This window comes from Marivirga arenosa, from assembly GCF_030503895.2.
GTDB classification, from domain to species: domain Bacteria; phylum Bacteroidota; class Bacteroidia; order Cytophagales; family Cyclobacteriaceae; genus Marivirga; species Marivirga arenosa.
This window is the reverse complement of the sequence record NZ_CP129970.2, coordinates 1,703,193-1,728,448: the sequence shown is the minus strand read 5'-3', so window position 1 is coordinate 1,728,448 and position 25,256 is coordinate 1,703,193. Positions and strand designations below refer to the sequence as shown.

At 33.2% G+C, this 25,256-nt stretch carries 23 protein-coding genes and 3 tRNA genes; 17 read left to right on the top strand and 9 right to left on the bottom strand.

Annotated features, from left to right (window positions below):
- The first annotated feature begins 3 nt into the window (after positions 1 to 3).
- From QYS48_RS07590 to QYS48_RS07525, 14 genes are all read left to right on the top strand, one after another.
- The gene (locus QYS48_RS07590) at positions 4 to 768 is read left to right on the top strand and encodes an SDR family NAD(P)-dependent oxidoreductase (protein WP_302102646.1); all 765 of its coding nucleotides are present in this window, start codon (positions 4 to 6) and stop codon (positions 766 to 768) included.
- Positions 758 to 1,342 (top strand): DNA-3-methyladenine glycosylase I, encoded by a 585-nt coding sequence (locus QYS48_RS07585; RefSeq protein ID WP_302102647.1) that lies wholly within the window; start codon positions 758 to 760, stop codon positions 1,340 to 1,342. The genes QYS48_RS07590 and QYS48_RS07585 overlap by 11 nt, the downstream gene beginning before the upstream one ends.
- An 84-nt stretch (positions 1,343 to 1,426) precedes the next feature.
- Entirely contained in the window at positions 1,427 to 2,788 is a 1,362-nt protein-coding gene (locus tag QYS48_RS07580) for a carboxypeptidase-like regulatory domain-containing protein (protein WP_308358226.1), read from the top strand.
- Entirely contained in the window at positions 2,766 to 3,272 is a 507-nt protein-coding gene (locus QYS48_RS07575) for a hypothetical protein (protein WP_308358225.1), read from the top strand. The genes QYS48_RS07580 and QYS48_RS07575 overlap by 23 nt, the downstream gene beginning before the upstream one ends.
- A 42-nt stretch (positions 3,273 to 3,314) precedes the next feature.
- Positions 3,315 to 3,854 carry a hypothetical protein gene (locus QYS48_RS07570; RefSeq protein ID WP_302102652.1) on the top strand — a complete coding sequence of 180 codons (540 nt, stop codon included), beginning with the start codon at positions 3,315 to 3,317 and terminating at the stop codon, positions 3,852 to 3,854.
- Positions 3,855 to 3,997: 143 nt separating this feature from the next.
- The gene (rpsU, locus tag QYS48_RS07565; protein WP_302102653.1) at positions 3,998 to 4,189 is read left to right on the top strand and encodes a 30S ribosomal protein S21; all 192 of its coding nucleotides are present in this window, start codon (positions 3,998 to 4,000) and stop codon (positions 4,187 to 4,189) included.
- Between the two features lie 133 nt (positions 4,190 to 4,322).
- Complete coding sequence (locus QYS48_RS07560) at positions 4,323 to 5,204, top strand: tyrosine-type recombinase/integrase (RefSeq protein WP_308358223.1); 882 nt, start codon at positions 4,323 to 4,325, stop codon at positions 5,202 to 5,204.
- A gap of 24 nt (positions 5,205 to 5,228) precedes the next feature.
- A complete protein-coding gene (gene raiA, locus QYS48_RS07555) occupies positions 5,229 to 5,528 on the top strand; it encodes a ribosome-associated translation inhibitor RaiA (protein ID WP_308358221.1) in 300 nt (99 codons plus the stop codon).
- Positions 5,529 to 5,605: 77 nt separating this feature from the next.
- Entirely contained in the window at positions 5,606 to 6,775 is a 1,170-nt protein-coding gene (locus tag QYS48_RS07550) for a tetratricopeptide repeat protein (protein ID WP_308358220.1), read from the top strand.
- 10 nt (positions 6,776 to 6,785) lie between these two features.
- The gene (locus QYS48_RS07545) at positions 6,786 to 8,108 is read left to right on the top strand and encodes a hypothetical protein (protein WP_308358219.1); all 1,323 of its coding nucleotides are present in this window, start codon (positions 6,786 to 6,788) and stop codon (positions 8,106 to 8,108) included.
- Between the two features lie 145 nt (positions 8,109 to 8,253).
- Positions 8,254 to 12,105, top strand: a complete 3,852-nt coding sequence (locus QYS48_RS07540; protein ID WP_308358218.1) for a PAS domain-containing protein — start codon at positions 8,254 to 8,256, stop codon at positions 12,103 to 12,105.
- A gap of 183 nt (positions 12,106 to 12,288) precedes the next feature.
- Positions 12,289 to 12,723, top strand: coding sequence for a response regulator (locus QYS48_RS07535; protein ID WP_302102662.1), 435 nt, complete (start codon positions 12,289 to 12,291; stop codon positions 12,721 to 12,723).
- A 1-nt stretch (position 12,724) separates the two neighbouring features.
- The gene (locus QYS48_RS07530; protein ID WP_302102663.1) at positions 12,725 to 13,744 is read left to right on the top strand and encodes a response regulator; all 1,020 of its coding nucleotides are present in this window, start codon (positions 12,725 to 12,727) and stop codon (positions 13,742 to 13,744) included.
- Complete coding sequence (locus QYS48_RS07525) at positions 13,741 to 14,115, top strand: response regulator (RefSeq protein WP_308358217.1); 375 nt, start codon at positions 13,741 to 13,743, stop codon at positions 14,113 to 14,115. Before QYS48_RS07530 ends, QYS48_RS07525 begins: the two co-directional genes overlap by 4 nt.
- Positions 14,116 to 14,121: 6 nt before the next feature.
- Here QYS48_RS07525 and QYS48_RS07520 read toward each other — a convergent pair whose 3' ends face one another.
- A complete protein-coding gene (locus QYS48_RS07520; protein ID WP_308358216.1) occupies positions 14,122 to 16,383 on the bottom strand; it encodes a glycogen debranching protein in 2,262 nt (753 codons plus the stop codon).
- 297 nt (positions 16,384 to 16,680) lie between these two features.
- Here QYS48_RS07520 and QYS48_RS07515 point away from each other — a divergent pair, with 297 nt between their 5' ends.
- Positions 16,681 to 18,123 carry a hypothetical protein gene (locus tag QYS48_RS07515; RefSeq protein WP_308358215.1) on the top strand — a complete coding sequence of 481 codons (1,443 nt, stop codon included), beginning with the start codon at positions 16,681 to 16,683 and terminating at the stop codon, positions 18,121 to 18,123.
- A gap of 78 nt (positions 18,124 to 18,201) precedes the next feature.
- Here QYS48_RS07515 and QYS48_RS07510 read toward each other — a convergent pair whose 3' ends face one another.
- From QYS48_RS07510 to QYS48_RS07495, 4 genes are all read right to left on the bottom strand, one after another.
- Positions 18,202 to 18,609, bottom strand: a complete 408-nt coding sequence (locus tag QYS48_RS07510) for a response regulator (protein WP_302102668.1) — start codon at positions 18,607 to 18,609, stop codon at positions 18,202 to 18,204.
- A gap of 105 nt (positions 18,610 to 18,714) precedes the next feature.
- Positions 18,715 to 20,265, bottom strand: coding sequence for an aldehyde dehydrogenase family protein (locus tag QYS48_RS07505; RefSeq protein WP_308358214.1), 1,551 nt, complete (start codon positions 20,263 to 20,265; stop codon positions 18,715 to 18,717).
- A gap of 194 nt (positions 20,266 to 20,459) precedes the next feature.
- Positions 20,460 to 21,938: a Do family serine endopeptidase gene (locus tag QYS48_RS07500; RefSeq protein ID WP_308358213.1), complete on the bottom strand. Its 1,479-nt coding sequence runs from the start codon at positions 21,936 to 21,938 to the stop codon at positions 20,460 to 20,462.
- Positions 21,939 to 22,055: 117 nt separating this feature from the next.
- The gene (locus QYS48_RS07495; RefSeq protein WP_308358212.1) at positions 22,056 to 22,496 is read right to left on the bottom strand and encodes an Hsp20/alpha crystallin family protein; all 441 of its coding nucleotides are present in this window, start codon (positions 22,494 to 22,496) and stop codon (positions 22,056 to 22,058) included.
- 263 nt (positions 22,497 to 22,759) lie between these two features.
- Here QYS48_RS07495 and QYS48_RS07490 point away from each other — a divergent pair.
- Both QYS48_RS07490 and QYS48_RS07485 read left to right on the top strand, forming a co-directional pair.
- Positions 22,760 to 22,833: transfer RNA gene (locus QYS48_RS07490), tRNA-Asn, on the top strand.
- Between the two features lie 54 nt (positions 22,834 to 22,887).
- The gene (locus QYS48_RS07485) at positions 22,888 to 23,109 is read left to right on the top strand and encodes a GIY-YIG nuclease family protein (RefSeq protein ID WP_308358211.1); all 222 of its coding nucleotides are present in this window, start codon (positions 22,888 to 22,890) and stop codon (positions 23,107 to 23,109) included.
- Between the two features lie 66 nt (positions 23,110 to 23,175).
- On the opposite strand, the gene QYS48_RS07480 is transcribed toward QYS48_RS07485, so the two are convergent.
- From QYS48_RS07480 to QYS48_RS07465, 4 genes are all read right to left on the bottom strand, one after another.
- Positions 23,176 to 23,259: transfer RNA gene (locus tag QYS48_RS07480), tRNA-Leu, on the bottom strand.
- Between the two features lie 61 nt (positions 23,260 to 23,320).
- Positions 23,321 to 23,393, bottom strand: a tRNA-Gly gene (locus QYS48_RS07475).
- Positions 23,394 to 23,468: 75 nt separating this feature from the next.
- Positions 23,469 to 24,401: a fatty acid desaturase gene (locus QYS48_RS07470; RefSeq protein ID WP_308358210.1), complete on the bottom strand. Its 933-nt coding sequence runs from the start codon at positions 24,399 to 24,401 to the stop codon at positions 23,469 to 23,471.
- 114 nt (positions 24,402 to 24,515) lie between these two features.
- Positions 24,516 to 25,256, bottom strand: a complete 741-nt coding sequence (locus QYS48_RS07465; protein ID WP_308358209.1) for a hypothetical protein — start codon at positions 25,254 to 25,256, stop codon at positions 24,516 to 24,518.

Here is a 25,256-nt window from a genome sequence, read left to right as displayed (position 1 = left end):
ATCATGAAAATCGACTGTACTCATCAACACATATTAGTAACCGGAGGAACCAGAGGTATTGGCGCTGCTATTACTAGAACACTAGTAGAATGTGGTGCCAATGTTGTGGCGCAATATCACCGCCATGAAGAAGCTGCTCAAAAACTTAAGAAAGAGTTGGGAAGCAGTGTTCACTTATTAAAAGCCGACTTATCCGGAGCTATGGAGGTGGCCCGCTTATTCAGTGAAACCTTAGAATATTTTGATGGAAAGTTAGATGGGATGGTAAATAATGCAGGTATCGCAATTTCTTCTGATATTCATAAAAATGCAGTTGAATGGACAGATGATTGGCTGAAAACCATGGACGTGAATGTAAATGCAGTTGGCTTAATCTGTAAGAGAAGTATTGTTCAGTTTGAGAAACAAAATACAGGAGGAAGAATCGTAAATATTTCATCAAGGGCTGCTTTCAGGGGTGATACAGCTGACTACCTTGCCTATGCAGCATCAAAAGGAGCAGTAGTTTCATTAACCAAATCTATTGCAAGAGCCTTTGGTAAAAAAGACATAAAAGCTTTTACGGTAGCGCCTGGTTTTACCAGAACGGATATGGCACAACAATTTATCGATCAATACGGAGAAGATTTTGCTTTAAATGATATCGCTTTAAATCAGCTAACAGAACCAAAGGATATCGCACCAACAGTTGCCATGCTTATGTCAGGACTAATGGATCATGCCACAGGTACTACCATAGATATAAATGCCGGAAGTTATGTCCACTAAATTAACTGATGAAAAAGAGAGGTGTCCATGGTGCTTAGGCTTTGACCAATACATCCGATATCATGATGAAGAATGGGGAGTATCTGTTCACGATGACCAAACACATTTTGAATTTCTATTATTAGAAGGGGCTCAAGCAGGTTTAAGCTGGTCAACTGTTTTAAAGAAACGAGACAATTACCGCAAATTGTTTGCTGATTTTAATGCTGAAAAAGTAGCGCAGTTTGATCAATCTAAAATTGATGAACTTTTACAAAATCCTGGTATCATACGAAATAAATTAAAGGTTAATGGAGCGGTCACCAATGCGCAGAAATTTCTAGAAGTACAGAAAGAATTTGGGAGCTTTGACCATTACATATGGTCTTTTGTCAACCATAAAACCATCATTAACCAATTAAAATCATTAGAGGAAGCACCTGCCACATCTCCTGAATCAGATGCTTTAAGTAAAGATTTAAAAAAACGAGGTTTTAAATTTGTAGGAAGCACCATTATGTATGCGCACATGCAAGCTTGTGGATTAGTAAATGATCATTTAGTCAGTTGTTTTAGATACAATGAAGTGATGTAGGCAAACTTTATTGAAAGGAAATAATTAAAAACATCTTTTTATTCTGTAATTAATCTTTTAGTTTCATGTTTAATCAACCTTAAAATGAAGCTCAAACTATTTACTTTATTACTTTGGACGCTTAGTTCCTATACCTTAGCACAAACCTTATCAGGAAGATTACTTAATACAGATAAAGAACCAATCCCGTATGCTCATATTCAGTTAGACAAAAGTAATTACGGAACCATCACGAATGATTCAGGATATTTCAGTCTGAAAATTAAATCTGGCTTTACCAATATCAATTTTTCTTCTATAGGATATGAAGGAAAAAATCTCCCCTTATCGGACTTATCTTTTGAGGGTATTCAAATCTTTGAATTAAAAAATAGCAAAATCTCTATGAGCGAAGTAGCGGTGAAAGGCACATTTGATTCAGCTACCTGGTATGTTGAAAAAGCAATTAAAAACATTGGGAAAAATTATCCTAAAAAGAAGCATTCACAGATCGCATTTTATAGAGAAGCTACGATTCGAGATACCTCTTATGCAAGAATGTTAGATGCCATAGTGCTTTTAAGTGAAAGAGGAATAAACAAGCAATCGGAAGATACCCGGTATGAAATCTTAAGAAAACGGCAAACAAATGACAATAGAGATATAAGCTGGAGGCAGTCACTTCAAAACTGGCTATATCAGGATTTAGGACCTTATACGGTTAACAAAGCAAATCCTACCAAGCCTATGGGTCCGTATAATCAAGACCAAAATGACTTTTTATTAAGTTCAGAAATCTCAAAGATAAGAAAGGAGCGTCCTGAAAGATTGTTGTATGAGGGTTTTATTGAAGAAAATATATTTGAAATTACCGATCGCTTTCTAAATAATGGTAAAGAATACTTAGAAATTACTACTGATAATGATTCTTCAAAATTTCAGTATAAAAATACTATTAACCCAGTAGCCAAAATGATTATTTCTAAGGAAGACTTTGCTATTGTGCAATTTGAAAAGATTCAAGAGTTAGTAAATAAAGAAGAGAAAAGCATCTTAACTGCTCAGTCAATCAGTGAGGGTATTAAATCTCATTATTTAATAAAGTGGAAGAAAAACTCTATGGATGAAAAGTACTATGTGCATTACATTAGAGATGCGGCAGTTGGTAATAACGCGACCAGAATAATTGGAGTAGCAAATATGCAGCAAGCCTTTGATTCGAAATTTCAAACAGGTTTTGTAAAACAGGTGAATGAATGGTATGTGCTAGAGAATAGAGATTATGAAAAAATTCATTGGACGCAAGGTGCTGCTCATGATTACGATATTTATGAATTAAAGCCCACAAAGCGACTAGGAATTACTTTTGAGGATATCAATTCAATGCCAGTTAATCCCATCAACCAAAAAATGTTAGAAGATTTAACCGAAAATAATTCTATAGATGAGCTATTTATTGAAGAGTAAGACAGCTATTATTTTATTATTTTGGATAATAGCATTCGCTTGCAAGCCACCGCCAAGCAAATTTGATGCTGATTATCCTGAATATACTACTGAAAAAAATACCACAGAAAGCTATGAAATGGTAAATGACTCTACCCTATTTCTATCCATTACTGCAGAAAATAAAGCTTATGGTAGAAGCCCCAAAAGCCCAATTTTTGTTGGAGTAACTAATGCATATGAAGGTGGGAAAAACAGAGAACGATTTTTGAATGCATTAGAAATGGAAGATGGAAAAGAGATTAAATATGAAAGACTTAAAAGCTGTTGCCCCTTTAAAACCTTAAATAGTAGAACTATTGGGGCAGACCAGAAATTTGGATTGTTGGACGTTTGGGTTTTATACCCAAAAGGAGAAAATAATTCAGAAGCCGATACTTTATATATAAATGCCTATGATGAAGGTAATCCTATGATTCCAAAAGGTTACAGAGCAAAGAAATAAGCAAAATCCAAACCTAAGGGTGTTTTTAATGTTTTCTTAAACATGAAGAAATTCGTTATCCTTATTCTACTTTTTAGCGCCTGCTCAGTTAACACCTCTAAAAAAATTGAGCTTGATGGTTTACGATTTAATTATGCTGATGATGCCTATATATTCTTTAGAAATATGAGGCAAACCAATTATGACTTACAAGTAATGGAGGAGGGTGGATGGAGAATCTATAGACATGAAGAAAGAAAATTAGACACCTCAGATTTCTATTTTAATATTTCACTAGTCGTAAACTGGAGAGTCAATAGGGTTTACCCTATAATTGAAATGACCAAATCCATTAACAAAGCTAATTTTGAAGTCATTTGGCAATCCTTAGAGTCAGAAGAAAGTGGTAAAATTTCTATGGAGGGAGAAAAACGAAAGGATGAAATGATCTTCTGTGCAAAACTCTACAATAAAATGATTGATGAAGTGGAGATTTTCACAACCTACCAGAATAATAAAATCCCTTTATTCGAAAATTCAGAACAAAAGGAAGCTTTTCGGATAAGTATGTACGATTTTTTTCGAATGACAGGACAATTGTAAAAGATGAAAACTCTTTAAAGAGTTAGGTATTAGGTTTTCCAAAATCATTATTCTACCTTTGCAGTCCTTAAAACAAAAGGCTAATTACTTGATTAACAAAAGCCTGAGTTTTAAGAGAATATTCACGAGAGGAGGTGTAAATTATGATCGTAGTAAACGTAAAAGAAAACGAATCGATTGATAAAGCTTTAAAACGCTTTAAGAAGAAGTTTGAAAAGACAGGTGCTTTAAAAGAAGTACGTGCTCGTCAACACTTTGTAAAGCCTTCTGTTGCAAGAAGAAAAGAAGTTATCCGTGCCGCTTATAGGCAAAAAATGAGGGATATGGAAAGCTAATAATTTATAGCTTTTTATAAATCTTTTTACTAAGTTAGTATTCACTCGTAAGCATTACGATTTGGGTACTAACTTTTTTTTTGCCTAAGTTTAAGTATCAGATAGTATTAATTATTAATAGGGAAAAATATATATGCTGAATACTTTCTTTAAATACTTAGAATATGAAAAGCGATACAGCAAACACACCCTTTTATCCTATGAAAATGATTTAAAACAATTCAAATCATTTTTAGAAAATCAATCTCAATTACACGATCTTTTAAAAGCAGAACATAGGCATATTAGAGCTTGGGTTGTTCAACTTATGCAAGAAGGAATTAAACCCAAAAGCATAAATAGAAAAATAGTATCCTTAAGAACCTTTTATAAGTTTGCTATTTTGAGAGAAGCTATACAACAAAACCCTACTCAAAAAATAAAGGCTTTAAAAGTCAGCAAAGATTTACCGCAATTTGTTCAGGAAAAGGAAATGGATAATCTTTTAAATCTGCTTGAATTTCCTGATGATTTTGAAGGTAGCAGAGATGCTTTGATCATGGAATTACTTTATGGAACAGGGATCAGATTAGCTGAATTATTGAATTTAAAATATTCTGATTTCAATCTTTCATCCAAAACTATAAGAATATTAGGTAAGGGAAATAAAGAAAGAATTATTCCGTTTCATGCTAAAATTCTGGAGCGATTAAATAATTACATTTCACATAAAAATAAAATGTTTATCGGCAACGAGGCCGGTCCTTTAATCGTTTCTATTAATGGAAATGATGCTTATCCTATGATGATCAATCGAATTACTAAAAAATATCTCAACCAAGTCACCACCATTAGTAAAACAAGCCCTCACGTCTTGAGGCACACATTTGCAACACATTTATTAAACAAAGGTGCAGACCTAAATGCTGTAAAAGATTTACTAGGACATAGTAGCTTAGCAGCCACTCAGGTTTACACCCATAACTCGCTTGACAAGCTTAAAAAAGTATTCGATCAAGCGCATCCTAAAGCGTAAGTTTAACCTTTAAAACAAAAAATCATGAAGCTACAAATGCATTCTATCCACTTTGACGCAGACGTAAAATTGTTAGACTTTATTCAAAAAAGAATAGATAAGTTAGAAACCTTTTATGATAGGTTTATTGACGGAGAAGTGTTCTTAAGATTGGATAAAGACTCTCAAAGAGAAAATAAAATAGTGGAAGTAAAGTTGAATATACCTGGTAATCAATTGTTCGCTAAAGAGAAAAGCGACTCATTTGAAGCCGCTATAGATAGTGCCACAGAAGCTTTAAGGAGACAGATTAAAAAAATCAAAGAAAAACAAATGGCTCATTAAGTAATTAATATAAATTAAATTTTAAAAGCTCGATTTCTGTCGAGCTTTTTTAATTTTGTAGTTATACCATTAATTAAATGATTAGAAAATTATTTCTTTTAAGTATTTTAATAGGTTCTGCAGGCCTACTAAATGCCCAATATGTTATGAAGCAAGATAGCAGCATCTTGCTTAATAATATGTATATTCAAATTGAAGTAAACGAATCTGTGAATGCCATTTATAATGCCGAGCATGATAAGGTTGAGAAAGATTTTGAATGGTTAAAATATCGCTTTCCTAATCATCCACTTCCCTACTTTCTATATGGCTTAAATGAATGGTGGAAAATTCTTCCTGAGCCATCAGCTTATGAAGGAGGAGAAAAACTAATTGCTTATTTGGATACTGCTCAATATTATGCTGAGAAAATGGAAGAAGCAGATGAAGATAATTTAGAAGCGACTTTCTTTCTAGCTGCAATCCATGGTTTCAAGGGGCGATTTTATGCAGATAATCAAAGCTGGACCAAAGCCGCTTTCTCTGCCAGAAATGCGCTGAACTATATGGAAGAAAGCAAAGGCAATAGGAACTTAAGTCCGGAATTTTTATTTGGAGATGCTTTATATAATTATTACGTAGAATGGGTGCCAGAAAATTACCCTATTCTTAAACCGGTATTACGCTTTTTCGATGACGGTGATAAAAAACTAGGAGTAGAACAACTCACCAAAGTAGCTCAAAACGCATTTTATACACGAACTGAAGCACAATATTTTTTAATGAGAATATTGGCATTAGATGAAGGAGAACTTCAAAAAGGATTGCAATTATCTGAATATCTACACGAAACCTATCCACAGAATGCATATTTTCACAGATTTTATGCTCGCTTATTGTATACCGCAGGGAAAATTCAAGATTCGGAAAGAGAGTGCTTAGAGATATTCCAAAGATTGGATAGTGGTGCAATTGGTTATGGAGGAACTTCAGGTCGTTATGCAGGTTTTTTCCTTGGGCAGATTTACGAAAGGAAAGGAAATATAGATGAGGCTAAAAAGTATTATGAACGCGCTATGATTTCATCGGAAAGCATAAATGAAGAAGACGCTGGTTATTACTTATACAGTATATACCATTTAGGATTGATTGCGGAAAAGCAAGGTGATACTGAATTAGCTGAATTTTATTATAAAAAGACTAAGAAAAAAGCAGATCGTAGTCAGGGAGTCTTTAAAAGTGCGAGGAATAAATTAAGAGAGTTGTAAAACTAAACCATTGAAATTAGTTGATTTAATTATAGCGCCAGTCACTTTAGTAGTTCTACTTTTAATTGGCTACATCATCAGAAAGGTTTCCACTTCTGATGAAACTAAAAAATATTTCTACCCTGCATTATTACTTAAAATGCTGGGAGCGATAGCTGTAGGATTGGTTTATCAATTCTATTACGGAGGTGGCGATACTTTTAATTATTACACTCATGGTGCTTCCCATATAGTAAATGCCTTTTACGATAACTTTTCCACAGGATTTAAATTGCTAACGGCTAATGGCGAATTCGATCCTGAAACCTTTAAGTATTCGTCCAAAATATGGATGTATAGAGACCCTACATCTTATATGATTGTTAGAATTGCAGCAATCTTTGGATTTCTTACCTACAATTCATATGCAGCAGTAGCTTTACTTTTTGCCTTTTTCTCCTTTTTAGGTTTATGGTTGATGTATCAATCTTTTGTGAAAATTTATCCTGAATTAAAGCTCCAATTTGCAATTGCTATATTTTTCATTCCTACTGTTTTCTTTTGGGGCTCAGGAATATTAAAAGATACCATTACCTTAGGAGCAAGCGGTTTTTTGGTATATTCTTTTATCCAAATCTTCTTTGAAAGAAGGAGTGTAGTTTTTAATACCTTACTCCTACTTTTGTCCATCTATTTAATCACTTCTATAAAACTATACATATTTTTATGTTTAATGCCTTCGCTCATTCTTTGGTTTTTCTTTTACAGAATAGGAAGAATTAAGTCATTAGCCTTAAGAATAATGGTTGCTCCTTTTTTACTTACTATTGGGGCTATTGCAGCGTATTTTGTAGCTCTAAAAGCAGGTGAAGACAACAATCGATATGCGCTTGATCAGCTTGCTGAAACCGCTCAGGTTACAGCTTATGACATCCGTTATTGGACAGGAAGAGATGCCGGTTCTGGTTATGCTCTGGGTGAATTAGATGGTACTTATGCTAGTATGATTAGATTAGCACCTCAAGCTATTAATGTATCATTATTTAGACCCTATATTTGGGAAGTTAACAATCCTTTAATGTTACTCTCAGCACTAGAGGCTCTATTTCTACTAGGTTTAACTATATGGGTTTTTTATAAAAACAGATTCGTCCATATTACTCAAAGTATTAAGTCTCCAATTATTTTATTTTGCTTGATTTTTGCCATAATTTTTGCCTTTGGTGTGGGTATTTCCACTTATAATTTTGGTACGCTATCCCGCTATAGAATTGTAATGGTTCCATTCTACGTTATGGCAATTTATATGATCAATTTTCATGCAAGCGTTAAAAAGTATACTGCTGATAACTAATCGATTAGCCCTTTTATATTTTCAGTGCTCATTTTTTAAATCATTAATTTTCATTTTTAAATCCTTACAAACTTTAGTGATTTTCATTATATTGAAATACGATAAAGGTTCATAAATGAAATAAAATTCATTAAAAGAGCATTGTATGAATGTAAATCATCAGAAAAATAAAATGTTGAATCAGCAAATTGAATCATTAGCAAATATGGGTAGCTGGGAATACTTTTATTCAGAGCAATGCTTTAATTGGTCTGATGGTTTATTCGATATGCTGGGATATGAACCCAATGAGTTTGAGGTTACTTTCGAAAAATTTAAAGAATTAGTCCACCCAGATGAGCAAGAAAAAATAGATGAATTTTTCAAATCAGGAAAAAAAATAAAGACAAAGCAAACTACTGTTCACCTACTTACCAAAAGTGGAAAATATCTAAAAGTAAAAGCTAAAGCTAACTTATTAAACTTATCGAATGGTGTTAAAGAACAACTAATAGGTATTTTCCAAGACTTATCTGAACAAGAAAGCACGGAGAATGACCTTAAAATATTTAAGGAAAGGTTTGAGTTAGTTAACAAGGCCTCAAATAATGTAATTTATGATTGGGATATTGTAAACGACAAAATATTTTGGGGAGAGGGCCTGGAGAGAGCTTTTGGACATAAAAGCAATGAGGGTTTTAAATTAAATGATTGGGCAAAATGGATTCACCCAGACGATGCAGATGAAGTATTACAAAGTATAGATATTTTTCTTTCAGATCAAAAACAGAAAAGATGGTCCTGTGAATATAGGTTTGAAGACTACAATGAGAAATATGCTTATGTAAAAGATGTAGGCTATTTGGTAAGAGATGAAAAGGGAAAAGCCACCAGATTGATTGGAATTATTTCGGAAAAAACGCAGGTTAAACTAGAAAGTATACGGCAAGAAATCCAAGAGCAACTTAATCGTATTTTTAAAAAAGAAGATAATTTAGAAAGTAGCTTAAGGAATAGTTTAAAATATCTATCAGAATTTTCAGATTATTCAGCAGGAGAAATATGGCTTACAAGTGAAGATGATCATCATATCAGAATTATGTCTCATTACGCACGAAATAAAACTGCTGAGACCTATTATGAAATTTGCGAGTTACAAGAGTTAAAAAAAGGTGAAGGATTAGCGGGAAATTGCTGGCAAAAAGGTGAAATAATGGTTTGGAATAATTTAGCTGAGACGGATATTTATCTTCAAAAAAAAGCAATTGAAAAAACACATATCAACCATGCAGTTGCATACCCCTTATATTCGGCACAGTCAATTATTGGTGTGGTTTTATTTCTTCATAAATCTAAAATAGAGGACAGATCACATACTATTACCAATTTTAAAGTATTACAAAATTTTTTAGCAGATGAAATAATTAGAAAGCAACAGGAAGAAGAATTAAATCTATTTTTCGAAAGTGCCCCTGATATTTTAGTTATCGCAAATACTAAAGGTTATTTCACAAAAGTTAATCCTGCATTTTGCGATTTACTGGGCTATACAGCGGATGAATTAAAATCTCAACCTTTTAAAAACTTCATACATCCTGATGATTTACTTTCTACAACAAACGAATATGACAACATCGTTAAGGAAGGAAAATTTACTGATAATTTCCTTAATCGGTATAGAACAAAATCTGGGGAGTATAAATGGATTTCATGGAAATCATCAGCTGGCTTTGGGCCGGATAATCTTAGTTTCAGTTATGCAAGAGATTTTACTGATATCATAAAACTTCAAGAAAGTATTGATAATGCTTCAAAATTGGCTAAAGTTGGGGGCTGGGAATTTAATTTAGTCACTCAAGAAAGTTATTGGTCGCCTATAACAAAGGAAATACATGATGTTCCTCCAAGCTTTGTGCCTTCAATTGAAACTGGGATTAGCTTTTATCATCCTGATTATAGAGACTTGGTGACCGAATCTGTTAAAAAAGCATTGAAAAAAGGTGAGTCTTATAAATTTGAAGCGAAAATTATCACTGCCAAAGGTAAAGAAAAATGGATTCGATCAATAGGCAATGCAGAATTAGTGGATGGAGAATGTGTGAGAATTTACGGTAGCTTCCAAGATATTAGTTCGGAAAAAACCGCAAAAGAAAGATTAAGAAAACTTTCTGATAATATCCCCGGGGTATTATTTCGTTTTCATTTAAAAACGGATGGTACCCAGTTAGTTGATTATGTGAGTCAAGGAGCTAAAGAAATCTGGGGCTTAACACCACAAGAGGCAATGAATGATATAAGTGTTTTGTGGAAAGGCGTAAAACTAGGAGGAGATTTTGAAGCAGTAATTAAAGAAATACAGAAGTCCGCACAAAACCTCAGTCGTTTTAATATGCGTTGGAGATATGTTATGCCAGACGGTGAAATCAAATTTCACGACTGCTTTGCTAATCCTGAAAAAACTACTGATGGTACTATTATTTGGGATGCCATTACAATTGACGCTACTGAATTTCAGTATTATGAAACACTTGCCGACAGAACTGCTAAAATTGCAAGAATAGGTAGCTGGGAATTAAAGATAAAAGATGAAAAACCTTATGGTGACGTTTACTGGTCATCTGTTACAAAAGAAATTTTAGAAGTTGAGCACGACTTTAAACCTACTGTTGAATCTGGTTTTGGTTTTTATATTGACAAAAGCCGAGAACTAATTGAGCATTCAATCGATCAGTTAATTAAAAAGGGCGATAATTTTGATTTAGAATTATTAGTAGAAACCCAAAAAAGAAATAATATATGGATCCGAATTATTGGAAATGCTGAAAGAATTGAAGGTCAAACAGTAAAGATTTATGGTAGTATTCAAGACATAAACTCCAAAAAAACATCGGAGGAAAAAATCAAAAATTCAAACGAAAGATTTGAAAAGGCAGCACTAGCTACCAATGATGCTATCTGGGATTGGAATATTAAAACAAATAAGACTGTAAGGTCTGGTTTTGGTTTTGAAAAGCAGTTTGGTTACAAAACTTATAATGCAGATAAAGACGATCAATTTTGGCTGAAAAACATTCATCCTGACGACTTAGAAAGAGTGCAAAACTCACAATCCAAAGCAATCAATAATAAAAAATACAATTATTGGAAAGATCAATACAGGTTTAAAACTAAATCAGGAGAATATGCCCATGTTATCGATAAAGGCTTTATTGTAAGAGATGAATCTGGTGAAGCAATTAGAATGATCGGTGCGACTACAGATATAACCGATCGGATTAAATATGAAAAATCTTTAATTGAAGTAAACGAACAACTCCAAAAGCAAACATTTGAATTATCAAAATCAAATGCTGAATTAGAACAATTTGCTTACGTAGCATCGCATGACCTACAAGAACCACTACGGATGGTTTCCAGTTTCTTAACTCAGCTTGAAAAAAAATATGGTGATAAGCTCGATGAAAAAGGGATTCAATACATCAATTTTGCTGTGGATGGTGCCAAAAGAATGCGCCAAATCATTCTCGACTTATTAGATTACTCTAGAATTGGCAAGCATGAGGAAGAAAAGAAAGAGATTAACCTCAATGAAATAATTGATGAAGTTTGCCTATTAAACCGTAAAAAGATTGATGAGCTAGATGCTAAGATATATTATAAAAAGCTTCCTTCAATTATCAATCATAATGCGCCCATGATCCAATTATTTCAAAACTTAATATCAAATGCGCTAAAATACATTGAGGAAGGTGTTCAACCCAAAATTATTATTGATGCCTCAGACAAATTAGAATACTGGGAGTTTACAGTAAAAGACAATGGTATTGGTATAGATGAAAAATACTTTAACAAAATCTTTAATATATTTCAGAGACTTCACAATAAACATGAATACTCTGGAAGCGGAGTAGGTTTAGCTATTGTGAAAAAGATAATTGATCACAATAATGGTAAAATTTGGGTCGATTCTGAAATTGGTAAAGGTACTACCTTTCACTTTACCCTTCCGAAGGTTTAGGTAACCTCAAAAAAATGTAACTTCTTGCGTATACTAAATTTATTCTTCTAAAGATTTTTGTGTAATTTTCATTGAATTAATAGTACTTTTTTTAAATACGTTTAATAATTATGGAATTTTTTTAAACGCAAGATGTTATCGTTGCAGCTTGAAACTATTAACCTTTAAACCATAATTTAAATAATGAAAAACATTCACATTCTTTTAGTAGAAGATAATGAAGGAGATATTATCTTAACACAAGAAGCATTAGAAGATAGTAAATTCATTAATACAGTTGATGTGGCTAGAAATGGTAAAGAAGCCATTGATTATTTAAAAAGGGCTGAAGGCTATTCCAAAGCACTTGAACCAGACCTGATATTACTAGATATAAATTTGCCTATCATGAGTGGTCATGAAGTTTTACTGGAAATTAAGAATGATGAAAAACTAAAACATATTCCAGTTATCATGCTAACCACTTCATCTTCTGATACAGATATCAATAAAGCTTATGATAATCATGCTAATTGTTATATAAGTAAGCCAGTAGATATTGATGAATTTATGACAGCAGTAGCTGGAATTGAACATTTCTGGTTTAGCATAGTTCGCCTTCCTAATGTAAAATCTTAGGATGAAAACCAACAAGAGGCGATATGACATCTTAGTAATCGAGGACAATCCTGGAGATGCTTTATTAATAGAAGATTTTCTTGATGAAGCTGCAATTCTTAATAGGCTTTACAAAGCTGATGATTTTAAATCAGCCGAAAAACTCCTTAATAATACTACATCATATGATATCATTTTACTAGATCTAAGCTTGCCTGATAAAAATGGAGAAGAACTAATTAATGATATCCAAGTTTTAACTAAAGATAAACCCATCGTCATCTTAACTGGCTATCCTAATATGGATTTTGCTATTAAATCTTTAGCCTTAGGAGCTTCTGATTATGTATTAAAGGATGTTTTAAATGCTACTATACTTGAAAAGAGTATAATTTATAGTATAGAGCGGAATAAGATTTTAGTTGACTTAAAAGAATCAGAAAAACGCTATGCTGATCTTTTCCAACTCAGCCCTTCTCCCATGTTTGTGTTTGAAAGAGACAGCTTTGAAATTTTGGATGTTAATGAAGCTGCACTCCAAAACTATGGGTATTCTATTGAAGAATTCATGGCGCTTGACATTACACAATTGATGGATGAAAAATCGAAATTGAGTTTTAAAAATTCTTTATCTTCATTGAAAAGAAACCATCAAAACCAATACATAGGCTTACAAAATCATATTACAAAAAAGGGGCAAATTATAGAAGTTGAGGTAAGCGCGAATAGTTTTATCTATAAAGGCAAAGTCTCTGAAATTATTTCTTTGAATGATGTAACTGAGAAAAATCGTCAAATAGCTGCTATTGAAGAACAAAATAAAAGGCTTAAAGAAATTGCTTGGACACAATCGCATGTTGTTAGAGCCCCATTGGCTAGAATAATGGGTTTGGTTGAAGCAATGAAAGGAGATAATTTTGATAAGATTGAAAAAAACACTTTTTATGATTATATTATTAAATCTGCTGATGAGTTAGATCAAATCATCCGTGAGATAGTCAGTAAATCTCAAGAGATAAATCTAAAAAATGATAAATCATGAGCGCTCACAATTTAATAATAGATGATGATGAAATAAGCCTTTTGTTGGTTGAAAAACTTCTTAAAAAGCAAGATTCTTTTAGTGAACCCATTAAGTTTTTTGATGCTAAGAATGCATATCAATATCTACAGAAAAATTATTCCTCCAATTGTAAATACAGAATATTCCTAGATATTAATATGCCTTTAATGGATGGATGGGAGTTTTTGGATGAAGCAAGTAATCTACTTTCAAAGAAGAATACTTGCGTTTATATTTTAAGCTCATCTAATAATAAAATAGATAAAATAAAATCTGAAGAATATGATTTAGTAAAAGGGTTTATCAGTAAACCACTAAGGCAAGCTCATATTAATAACCTAATCAACTAATTTATTTTACATTTCTACTTTAATATGATGAACTCTGTCAAAGAGTTCAATTTTTTCCTTAACTGTTTTATTTCCATCAAAGCTTATGCTTTTAGCTTCAGCATATTCAAAATTAATTTTCCAATTGTGCAACTGTGATATTTTAAATTCCAGGGTATTATCAATTCTTTTTACCTGAATGTCAATCAAATTATTTCCTACTTTAATTTGATTGAGGCTAACATCATCCCAGCTTAAAGGTAAATTAGGTTTTATTGTTATTTCATTTTTCCATGCAGCCGGTTTAATCCCAAAATACTCTTCCACCACAGGGACTGCCACAGCGTAAATATTCCATGCTTGTGCCATCATTCCAAAATCAGGACTTACTTCATACATAGAGCCAGCTAAGGCATAGCTAAATGAATTCTCTAACTTCTTCAGGTATTCTAAAGATTTATCTGCCTTACCATATTTTGCTTGCGCAATGGCTTGAACTCCGGTTGGTAATGTCATTACAGCACCCACATAACTAAATGATTTCCACTTTGAGGCTTTTTCTTGCTTTTCATCCCTATCAATTCCTGTAACAAACATACCAAATCGATTGCTATATTTCTCTGCAGATTTAAGCGCTTTTTCAGCCTTATCAGGATCAGAAGCACCTACTTCCATAGGTGTATTTACTATCCAATTATGGAATACAACAAATGGTGAATTCCCCTCATTTTGATCAGCCTTTATTTGGATCAGTGTATTCTCTAATTCCTCAACGGACCATGGTTTTTGAATACTATCCGCTCTGATTATAGCATCTTCAGTTAATTGAATAGCTTTTTCTTTTGATGATCGAAAGTCCGCATAAGATTTAAATTCTTCTACCCACCAATCCGAATTGATTCGTTCTTTAAGGGAAATTGCCTTTTGATTGTATTCATTGGCTAAAACCATATCGTTTTTAACTTTGGCAAAATTTGCTGCTGCTATATACATTTCATATTGATAGCTCACAACATCAATCATTTCGGAGTCTAATCCATGAATTTCCATCATACCAGCACCATCCGGATAGCCATTTTGATCTTTATCTTGCTGCTCCACCCATTTTACTGCCTTTTTGATAAATTCATAATAATCTAGAATTTTTGAGTCTGCAGTCCAGGCATAGGCTTTCCATAATAGGCTAACAAACTTAGGAGTGGTATTTAAATTACCAGGATTAAAAATGACACCATTAGTAGAAGCTTCATGCATAATTCTACCAGTATCACCATTGGCTTTTTGAGATAATTTTAAAGTGAGGGCGATAGATTGTAACGCTTCTTTATGCATGCCTGTAGCAAGTAAGCCTTGAACCGCATAGCCATTATCTGTACCAAACCACCAAGGATAATCGGGACTACCAGCCGTAATGCCTGTTCCGAGTTCGGGCACAGTTTGCATCAACCATTTGGAATTATATTTCAACCAGGTATACATCTGATTAAATCCTTCATCATTTGTACTGAGAGCATTAAAGTTTTTGATGTTTTGGTAGGCTATTATTTTTTCTTCTAATAACTGCAGCCTATTTTTCAACAACTTCTTATGGATATTAAGGACTTCCCCTCTGCTTTCATATGAGCCAGCTATAGCATAGAATATAACTTGGCTTTCATTTGCTTTTAGTTTTATGGGCTTACTTAAGGTCTGATTAAATCCTAAACCATTAGATTCAATATCACATAGTTGATTATTCATTGAGGGCTTAAACCCCTTACCTCCAAAGGCTACAAACCATTTATTTGATTCATCTTTAGCCGTATAAACACCCGGCTTCATGATCCATTTACCCTTATCCTTTCCATTTTTAAGTTGAAGCGAATCTGATAACCAAACGGGCAGTAAATCAACAGCATTGTGAATATTAAGCTGAAAATTGTTTGCTTCGCTACTATTATTCTGCAATTTCAAAGCTATTATAACTCCCTTTTCTTCCTCTGGTACAAAATGAAACTGACGTATGGCTATACCTAATTCATCCAAATTAAAATTCTGCGATGCCCCAACGGGATAATTTTCAAAATTGACTGCTTCATTCAGACAGATTTGTTGGGTATCCTTTTTAATAGAAAGGCTATAACCATCCATTAATTTGATAGGAGGAAGCCAAACACCACCCATTTCATCTTTTATATGCCAACCTAAATCTGGAAATGTTCCATTTTGATGACCCACTACATACATTCTTTCCCCCGCACTTAAAAAAGGACTATCCATATAATCAGGATTCCCATTTATACTTTCCAAGTTATTTATTTGAACAAAGAAAGCATCCTCTTTCCCAGAATTGCAGGAAATTAAAACAAGAAAAAAAATGAAGTGGATTGTATATTTCATGCTTAAATATGTAATGTATTTAAATTTAATCATTATGATTTTGAAATAGCATTTTAATGTTAAAACATCTTTTAAAAAGACCAAATTTGAAGAAATAAGCAGTTTGATGTAAGGTTTTCTGATAAAAATTGAACTTTTTTATGTGAATTTGATCGAAATAATTAACTTTCCTTAGAATTGGTATAAAATAGCTGAATAACAAAAATTATGGCGAAACTAAAGAATATTATCATGCAACTTTCAGATGCTGATTATCAGGCAGTTCATGAAAGTTTATCAACAGGAGGCGCAGAAAAATCTGCGTATTTACTAAAATCGATGCGTGAAAGTTCTTCAAGTGATCATGCCATTATGGAAGAACTTGAAGTGAATACGAATGCTTATTACACTTTAAGGTCTAGACTTAACCAAAAAATTGAGGAATATCTGCTTCAGCAGATGGAAAACCCTAGAACGGACATTCTAAAGAAAGTAGCCAATATTAATGAAATCATTTTCACCAAGAAAAAGGCTATCGCCATTGCGACTTTAAAAAAGCTGGAGAAAGAATTAATTGATTATGATCTTTCTAATGAGTTAACCATTGTTTATAAAGCATTAAAGAAATTACATCAAAATACTGAGGAATATTTTCAGTATAGCCAATTGTATAACCGACATGTAGCGTATATGCTCGCGGTTGATAAAGCGGAGGACCTTTTAAGCAGCTATTTTATTAAATTTGGTAACTACTCACTTACAGGTGATGAAACTAACAAACTTGAGTTGGTTTTATTAAATAAGGAAATGTTGAATACTTGTCAGATTTATGACTCTCACAGATTATTCATATATAAAAACTGTCTTAATATCTTCCACCGCCTATTTGTAGAAGAAGATGAAACAGATGTTGACCTTGATCCTATTGAAGATATATTAGCCAAAGCTGACGGTATTTTTGAATTATACAGCCTAGATTCAATTTATTTTCATTTAAAACTAGTCTATGAATTCTTGAAACTTGAATATTATAATCACTACAGATTATATAGAAAAGCAGAGAATTATTTTGAAGAAGTAAATGAATCATGTGCAGCATTCTTATCAAACTTTAACTTATTTACCTATCCGGCTCAGTTTTTAATTACCAAACTGCAGCGATCAAAAAGACTCCCAGATAAAATCAAGTTATCAGAGGAGAATGCGGCTTTATTTCAAGACTTTGAAGCTGATAAAGATGATATTCCTCAATATATTACTTATGCTACTTACAGATCTTTAAGTTGCCATTTTGATGACAAACATGAAGAGGCCGCTAAATGGTTAAATAACTTATTGAATGATGTTAGTCTAAAGAAATACCAAAATGCACAATTGGAGATAAAGACTCTTTTAGCTTTAGAGTATTGCTTAATGCGTGATTATGAATTATTCAATCAGTTAATCAACAGTATTCAGCGTCAAATCCGTATTATCGGAAAAGAGAACTGTATGAATATTCAGGTGTTGAATAAAATCATGAAAATCTCATTAAGCGAATCCAAAAGAAATAAAGAAGAGAAAATTAGTGAACTAGTGAAAAAATTTAAAACCGTAGAGCCACAACAACACTTTGCTCCTACTTTATTGCTGGAATTTAATGATGACATCATCAAAAAATTAGTGGTATAGTTCAAGATATTTTTACGATAAAAAAACCATTTGAAATAATTCAAATGGTTTTTTTATTGATCAATGTTGTTTATTCACTTAGAGTGATAAGTCAGTTAAGCTTTCCTGTGACAATGGTTTATTCAAATACTTTTTAACTGCATCATATTTTTTAGACTTGCTAACATCTTGTGGATTTATAGATGAAGTAAGCATTACAATCTTGCACTTTTCTTTAGTGCTATCTTTCAATTTATTGAACTCTTCCAAGAATTGGAAGCCATCCATTAATGGCATATCAATGTCTAAAAATATAATATCTGGTAATACGTTAGACACTATATTATCATCTAATTGTTCAATATTTTTTAAGAACTCAATTGCGCTTTTAGCACCTGTGTGAGTATAAATATATTTTGATAAGCCAGCAGCTTCAACCATCTTTTGGTTAATCAAATTATCGATTTCATTGTCATCGATTAACATCACAGAATTATACTTACTCATATTGAACAATTTATATTTTAAACCAAGTTAATAAAATCAATATTTTTTAAAAACATTTCAATATAGAAAATGCACACGAATAATTGTGTGCATTTTCAGAAAAAATTAAATATCAAATTTAATCCCTTGAGCAAGTGGTAAAGAATTACCATAATTCAAGGTATTCGTTTGTCTTCTCATATAAGCTTTCCATGCATCTGATCCTGACTCACGGCCACCACCGGTTTCTTTCTCACCACCGAATGCACCACCAATTTCGGCACCTGAAGTACCAATGTTCACATTTGCAATACCACAATCAGACCCTCTAGAAGAAAGGAACCTGTGGGCTTCTTGCATGCTGTTAGTCATGATGGCAGAAGAAAGCCCTTGCTTCACATCATTTTGCATGTCAATAGCATTTTGTACATCTCCTTTATACTTCATCACATAAAGAATGGGGGCAAAAGTTTCTTCTTGAACAATTTCATAATGATTTTCAGCTTCAATTACAGCTGGCTTAACGTAACACCCACTTTCATATCCTTCACCTTCTAATACACCTCCTTCAATTAAAACTTTACCACCTTCCGCTTTCGCTTTTTCAATAGCATTTAAGTAATTATTTACAGAGTCTTTATCTATTACAGGTCCCACGTGGTTTTTCTCATCAAGCGGATTACCAATGCTTAATTGTGAATAAGCATTTTTAATTTTATCAATCAACTCATCGAAAATGTCTTCATGAATGATTAACCTACGAGTAGAAGTACATCTTTGACCAGCAGTACCTACAGCACCAAAAACGGCACCAATTAGGGTCATTTTAAGATCTGCTTCTTTGGTGATGATCATAGCATTATTACCGCCTAATTCTAAAATGGATTTCCCTAATCTTGAAGCCACTTCCTGACCTACGATTTTACCCATTCTAATGGAGCCTGTAGCGGATACTAATGGAATTCTTGAATCTTTAGTCATCATTTCACCCACTTTATAATCACCATTTACCAAGCATGAAACCCCTTCCGGCATATTATTCTCTTTTAATACTTCAGCGATGATATTTTGGCAAGCAATACCAGTTAGTGGTGCTTTCTCAGATGGTTTCCATACGGTAACATTCCCACAAACCCAAGCCAAAGCCGTATTCCAACTCCATACCGCCACTGGGAAGTTGAATGCAGAAATGATAGCGGTAATTCCTAATGGATGCCATTGCTCTTGCATAGCGTGATCAGGACGCTCTGATTTAATGGTTAAGCCGTATAGTTGACGAGATAAACCAACAGCAAAATCACAAATGTCAATCATTTCTTGAACTTCACCCCATCCTTCTTGAAGTGATTTACCCATTTCATAAGATACTAATCTACCTAACGGATCTTTTAATTCTCTTAATCTATTACCAAACTGACGAACGATTTCACCTCTTTCTGGAGCAGGCATATTGCTCCAAGTTTTGAATGCTTCAGAAGCAGCTTGAATTGTTTTTTCGTAATCTTCAGCAGTAGTTACGCCTAAAGATGCAATCTCTTTACCATCAACTGGAGAAACAGAGCTTATTTTTCCACTTCCTTCCATCCAGTTACTTCCTGTTGAAGTACCGCCATTATGTTCTTTAACTCCTAATTTTTTAAGGGCTTCCTCTAAGCCGTAAGTTTTCTTAATGTCCATAGTATTCAATTAATAATATTTATAGGTGTTTTAGGTGTTTAAACAGTTTAAAACAGGTTTTTAACCATAATACATTGATTTCGACCTGCCTTCCCAAATTTTAATTGCACAAAATTGGCTTTTTTTAAAGGATAACAAAAGAAAAAGGCACCCTTATTGGAGTGCCTTTCAAAATTATTTACAAAAGTTAGGATTTATTGCCATCCCATTCCATAATAGGCTTTTGTACCATCAGGATATATTCCTTCGATTAAAACTCCACCTTGCTTTCCTTGTAAAGTTTCAATTAGATCTTCAGTATTGGCTACAGCACCTTTATCAACTGCAGTAATAATGAATCCTTCTTCTATTCCTATATCCTTCCATTTTCCTTCTTTTACTTCTACTACTTTTGCTCCACCTTTTATGTCTAATCTTTCCATTTCTTCCGCTGTAAGATCTTCAAAAGTTGCGCCACCTAACATTTTAGCTGTGCTAGCTTTTACTACCTCCGTGCTATTCATTAAGTTTTTCAGCTCCACATTAGCAGTTTGCTCATTTCCATCACGCAAATAAGTAACCTTAACTTTTTCACCTGGACTATAACGAGCAATTTGCTCTTGCAATTCCGCTACATTAGTAACCTCCTTATCATTAATTTTAATAATGATATCTTCATCCTCCATACCTGCTTCTTCGGCTGCACTGCCTGGATTAATAGCCGCTACAAATACACCAGAGTTTGTAGGAAAGTCTTTATTTTCCAATCGAGGGTCATTTAAGTCTAAAATACTTACTCCTAGAACAGCTCTTTGTACAACTCCGTATTCTTTTAAATCATTTACAACTTTTTGAACCAAAATAGAAGGAACGGCAAAAGAATAACCTGCAAAACTTCCAGTTGGAGTCGCAATAGCTGTATTTACCCCAATTAATTTCCCAGATAAATTCACTAAAGCTCCACCACTGTTACCTGGATTCACCGCAGCGTCAGTTTGAATAAATGATTCAATTCCATAGCGATTTTGTCTGTTTAAGATATTAATGTTTCTTGCTTTTGCACTCACAATACCGGCAGTAACTGTTGATGTTAAATTAAAAGGATTCCCTACTGCTAGTACCCACTCACCTACTTTAGTATTATCGGAGTTCCCGAATTCAACAAAATTTAAATCCTCCTCATCAATTTTTATTAAAGCGATGTCCGTATTGGGGTCAGTTCCGATTACTTGTGCGGTATAGCTTCTATTATCATGTAATACGACTTCTAATTCCGTTGCATTATCCACTACATGATTATTAGTTACAATATAACCATCGGGAGAAATGATCACTCCAGAACCAGAGGATTGTCCTTTTCTTGGCTGCTGGCCTCGGTCTCCGTAATAATCTCTGAATAACTCTTCAAATGGTGATCGTGATCTAGGCATATCACGTTCAACTTGAGCCTTAATATGCACAACTCCTTTGGTTACCTCTTCAGCGGCATGTATGAAATTGATGCCTTCGGGTACATTGTATTCTGTTTCATCTAAAAAACTTGAAAAGCGTGTATTGTCTGCTTGAATTTCTTCAAAACTTTTATTGTCCGTTGCTGATGGACTTGGATTAAAATATACATAGCCTCCCACTGATATTACAGCACTAAGGATAGAGGCAAAAATAATTCCTAAAAAAAACTGCTTCTTTTCCATCTTATAACTCATTTTAATTTACATCTAAAACGCACAATTAACGCTGTGGTTTTTAATCATATTGTTTAAAAAGTAAAAAGGGGCCATTAGCCCCTTAATAATTTATTTAAGTGTTGATTATTTTACTTGAATGGTTCTTTTTAATTCCTTTTTCTCATCTTTTGGAATTGTAATATTTAAAATTCCATCCTGATAAGTGGCTTCAATTTTATCTTCTTTTATGTTTTCTGGAAGATGAAATGTTCTTGAAAATGAACCATATTGAGTTTCTACTGAATGAAAGTTTTTTTCATCCTTTTTTTCTTCAAATTTTCTCTCTCCAGAAATGATAATTGAACCATCATTCATGTTAATGTTAAAATCATCTTTTTTCATTCCAGGAGCCGCAACTGCAATTTCAAAAGCAGTTTTAGTTTCTGCAATATCTACTTGTGGAGAGAAGTGTTGCATCTCTTTTCCTATACCGTTAAATGATTCATTAAAGAATCTGTCTAATAAACTTGAAAAGCTTCTGTTTTCAGTATTAGGTAAACTTGGGTTATACTTTATAAGTGTCATAATTTTTTGTTTTAAGGTTTAAAATCAAATTCATAAACACTATAGAAAATTCTATACCAATTGCTTAAAATTTTATAAATAAGCCATTATGTCATATTTTGTTGAATATTGAAATATAATAATGTCATTTTGACGTCTTTTATTGAATTTACCTTCATTGGCTGTGCCATTTTTTACTCGTTAAAATATTTTTAATTTTTTTTAAGGAAGTATTTGGAAATAATGAAAGCGCCATGCATATTTGCATTCCCAAACGGGAAAATTCCTCTTTAGCTCAGCTGGTTAGAGCATCTGACTGTTAATCAGAGGGTCCTTGGTTCGAGTCCAAGAAGAGGAGCAAGCCTTACAGAAATGTAAGGCTTTTTTTATGCTCTTTTGTTTATATTAGACTATGAGCACATTTTTCGTTTACATCCTATTCTCTTCAAAAATCAATAAATTCTATATTGGTTATTCTCAAAATCCAGAAAAGAGACTAGAGTTTCATAATTCAACGTTAAATAAAATTTGGTCAAAGAGAGGTCAACCCAGAGGGCTTAAAACTTCAATTTCATTTGAATCAAATTCAAAAGCTTTAAAAACAGGTAGAATTATTAAAAACTTAGAGAGGTAAATTAATACTATAAAAAACAGAAAGGGCTATAAATACAAAAAGCTTCCCATTGCTGAGAAGCTTTTGTGCCAGGAGCGGGACTTGAACCCGCACGAGCTAATGCTCACAAGATTTTAAGTCTTGCGTGTCTACCAATTTCACCATCCCGGCTGAGATGTCTTGTTTGTGTCAAAAAAATAAGTGAGCCTAATGCTCACTTATTCTCTTTTTGAGCGGGAGACGAGGTTCGAACTCGCGACCTCAACCTTGGCAAGGTTGCGCTCTACCAGCTGAGCTACTCTCGCTTTTCCCCGATTGGGATTGCAAATTTAATAGGCAGTTTTTAAAATACAATAGCAATTCAAAAAAAATTTAAAAATTTATGCTACTTGCTTTTTCATCTGTTCTTTTAAAGCTTTTGCTTCTGCTCTATTTTTTGATTTCTTGATATGTTTTGGCACTGGTTTCAAGTCCCAAATTAAACCTAACATTGACATAAATTTAAGCCCATAGTAAGTAAGATCCACTTCCCACCAGAAAAATCCTTGGCGTGCAGAACTTTCGTAATAATGGTGGTTATTATGCCAGCCTTCCCCTAAAGTTAATAAGGCTAACCAAACACTATTTCTTGACTCATCCCCTGTTTCATAACGTTGTTTCCCAAACTTATGCATAATGCTGTTTATTGAGAATGTAGCATGATACAGTATGATGGTACTTAAAAAGAAGCCTATAAATAAAGTAGAAAATCCGGCTGATGTGAACATAGCTAGAATACTTCCTCCATTTACTATACCACCCAAAGCCATTACGGTTAAAGCCAATATCACAGGAGGAACCAGATAGTTTTTATTTAACCATCTTAGTTCAGGATATTTGCTGTAGTCATTAATGACTTTAAAATCTGTTTTCTTGAAGTCAGAACCTATAATCCAACCCACATGAGAATACCAAAATCCAAAATGTAGCATACTATGAGGATCTTTTAAAGTATCACTATTTCTGTGATGATGCCTGTGATGAGAAGCCCACCATAAGGCTCCTTTTTGAGCTGAGGTTTGAGCAAAAAATGCAATTAAAAACTGAAACCACCTAGATGTATTATAGCTTCTATGTGAAAAATACCTGTGGTAACCTCCTGTAACCCAAAACATTCTCCAAACATATAAAAATGCACAAACTGTCCAATCGAACCAAGTAGCCCCTGTCCATATTGCTCCAAGCGGCAATAAATGAACTATAGCAAAGCTTATTTCTTTTTTCCAGGTTCCTTTTTTCCTGTGTTTTAAGTTTTCTTTAACTGCAACTGCCATTATAATTACTTTAATAAATGAAATACAAAGATAGGACTATTACTTTTTAATCTTTAGTAAAAATAAAAACGAAATGATTTTAAAAATAGTTCTTAGGGAATAAACAATCGAATTTTATTTGTTATATCGTGCTGGAACCAATCTCCAATAAAGATTTAAAGAAACGAAAGTGGTATCCTGATCATTTGTATTTCCGAAGCCAGCATAGGCTTCTATCATAATATCAGCTGAAAAATAATATCCTATTCCTAGGTTAGCATAATTATCCCAGCTCTCTCTACCATATTGGCCGTAATATTCAATAATTATATCTAATGGGTAGGGAATAGTGAAAGTTATGCCTGAGAGGTACATTAAATTAGCATATGGGGCACCTGAGCCCCAGCTGAGCCCTAAATTGTTCTCCCAAGCTAAAAAACTATCAATATTGTGTTCTGAAATTGCTGTGATCTGTGCTGCCCCTACAAGATTGTCAAACTCATTCCTTGAAAACCCTAAATCAGATTTTAAGGAAAAGTTTTTACTAATCTTTTTCTTAAAACCAGCAGTAAAATTGGTAAGTCCATTTGATCTTCTCATTTGGTCAGAAACGAAAACTTGTTGCTGCGAAAAATTATAACTAAATGAGATATCCAAATTATGTAAGACCCCATATTTAATTAATCCATACTGTGATAATTGTTGATTGTAAACATTGAGGGAATTATTCAATCGTTCAATATTTAATCCATATTCTAATTGAAGAACGTCTTTCCCCACAAAGTTTTTCCCTCCAGAAAATACAACAGACTGTAATTGTTGCGCATTAGCCGTAATGCTTGTTAAGGTCAATATAATTGCATAGAAGAATTTCAT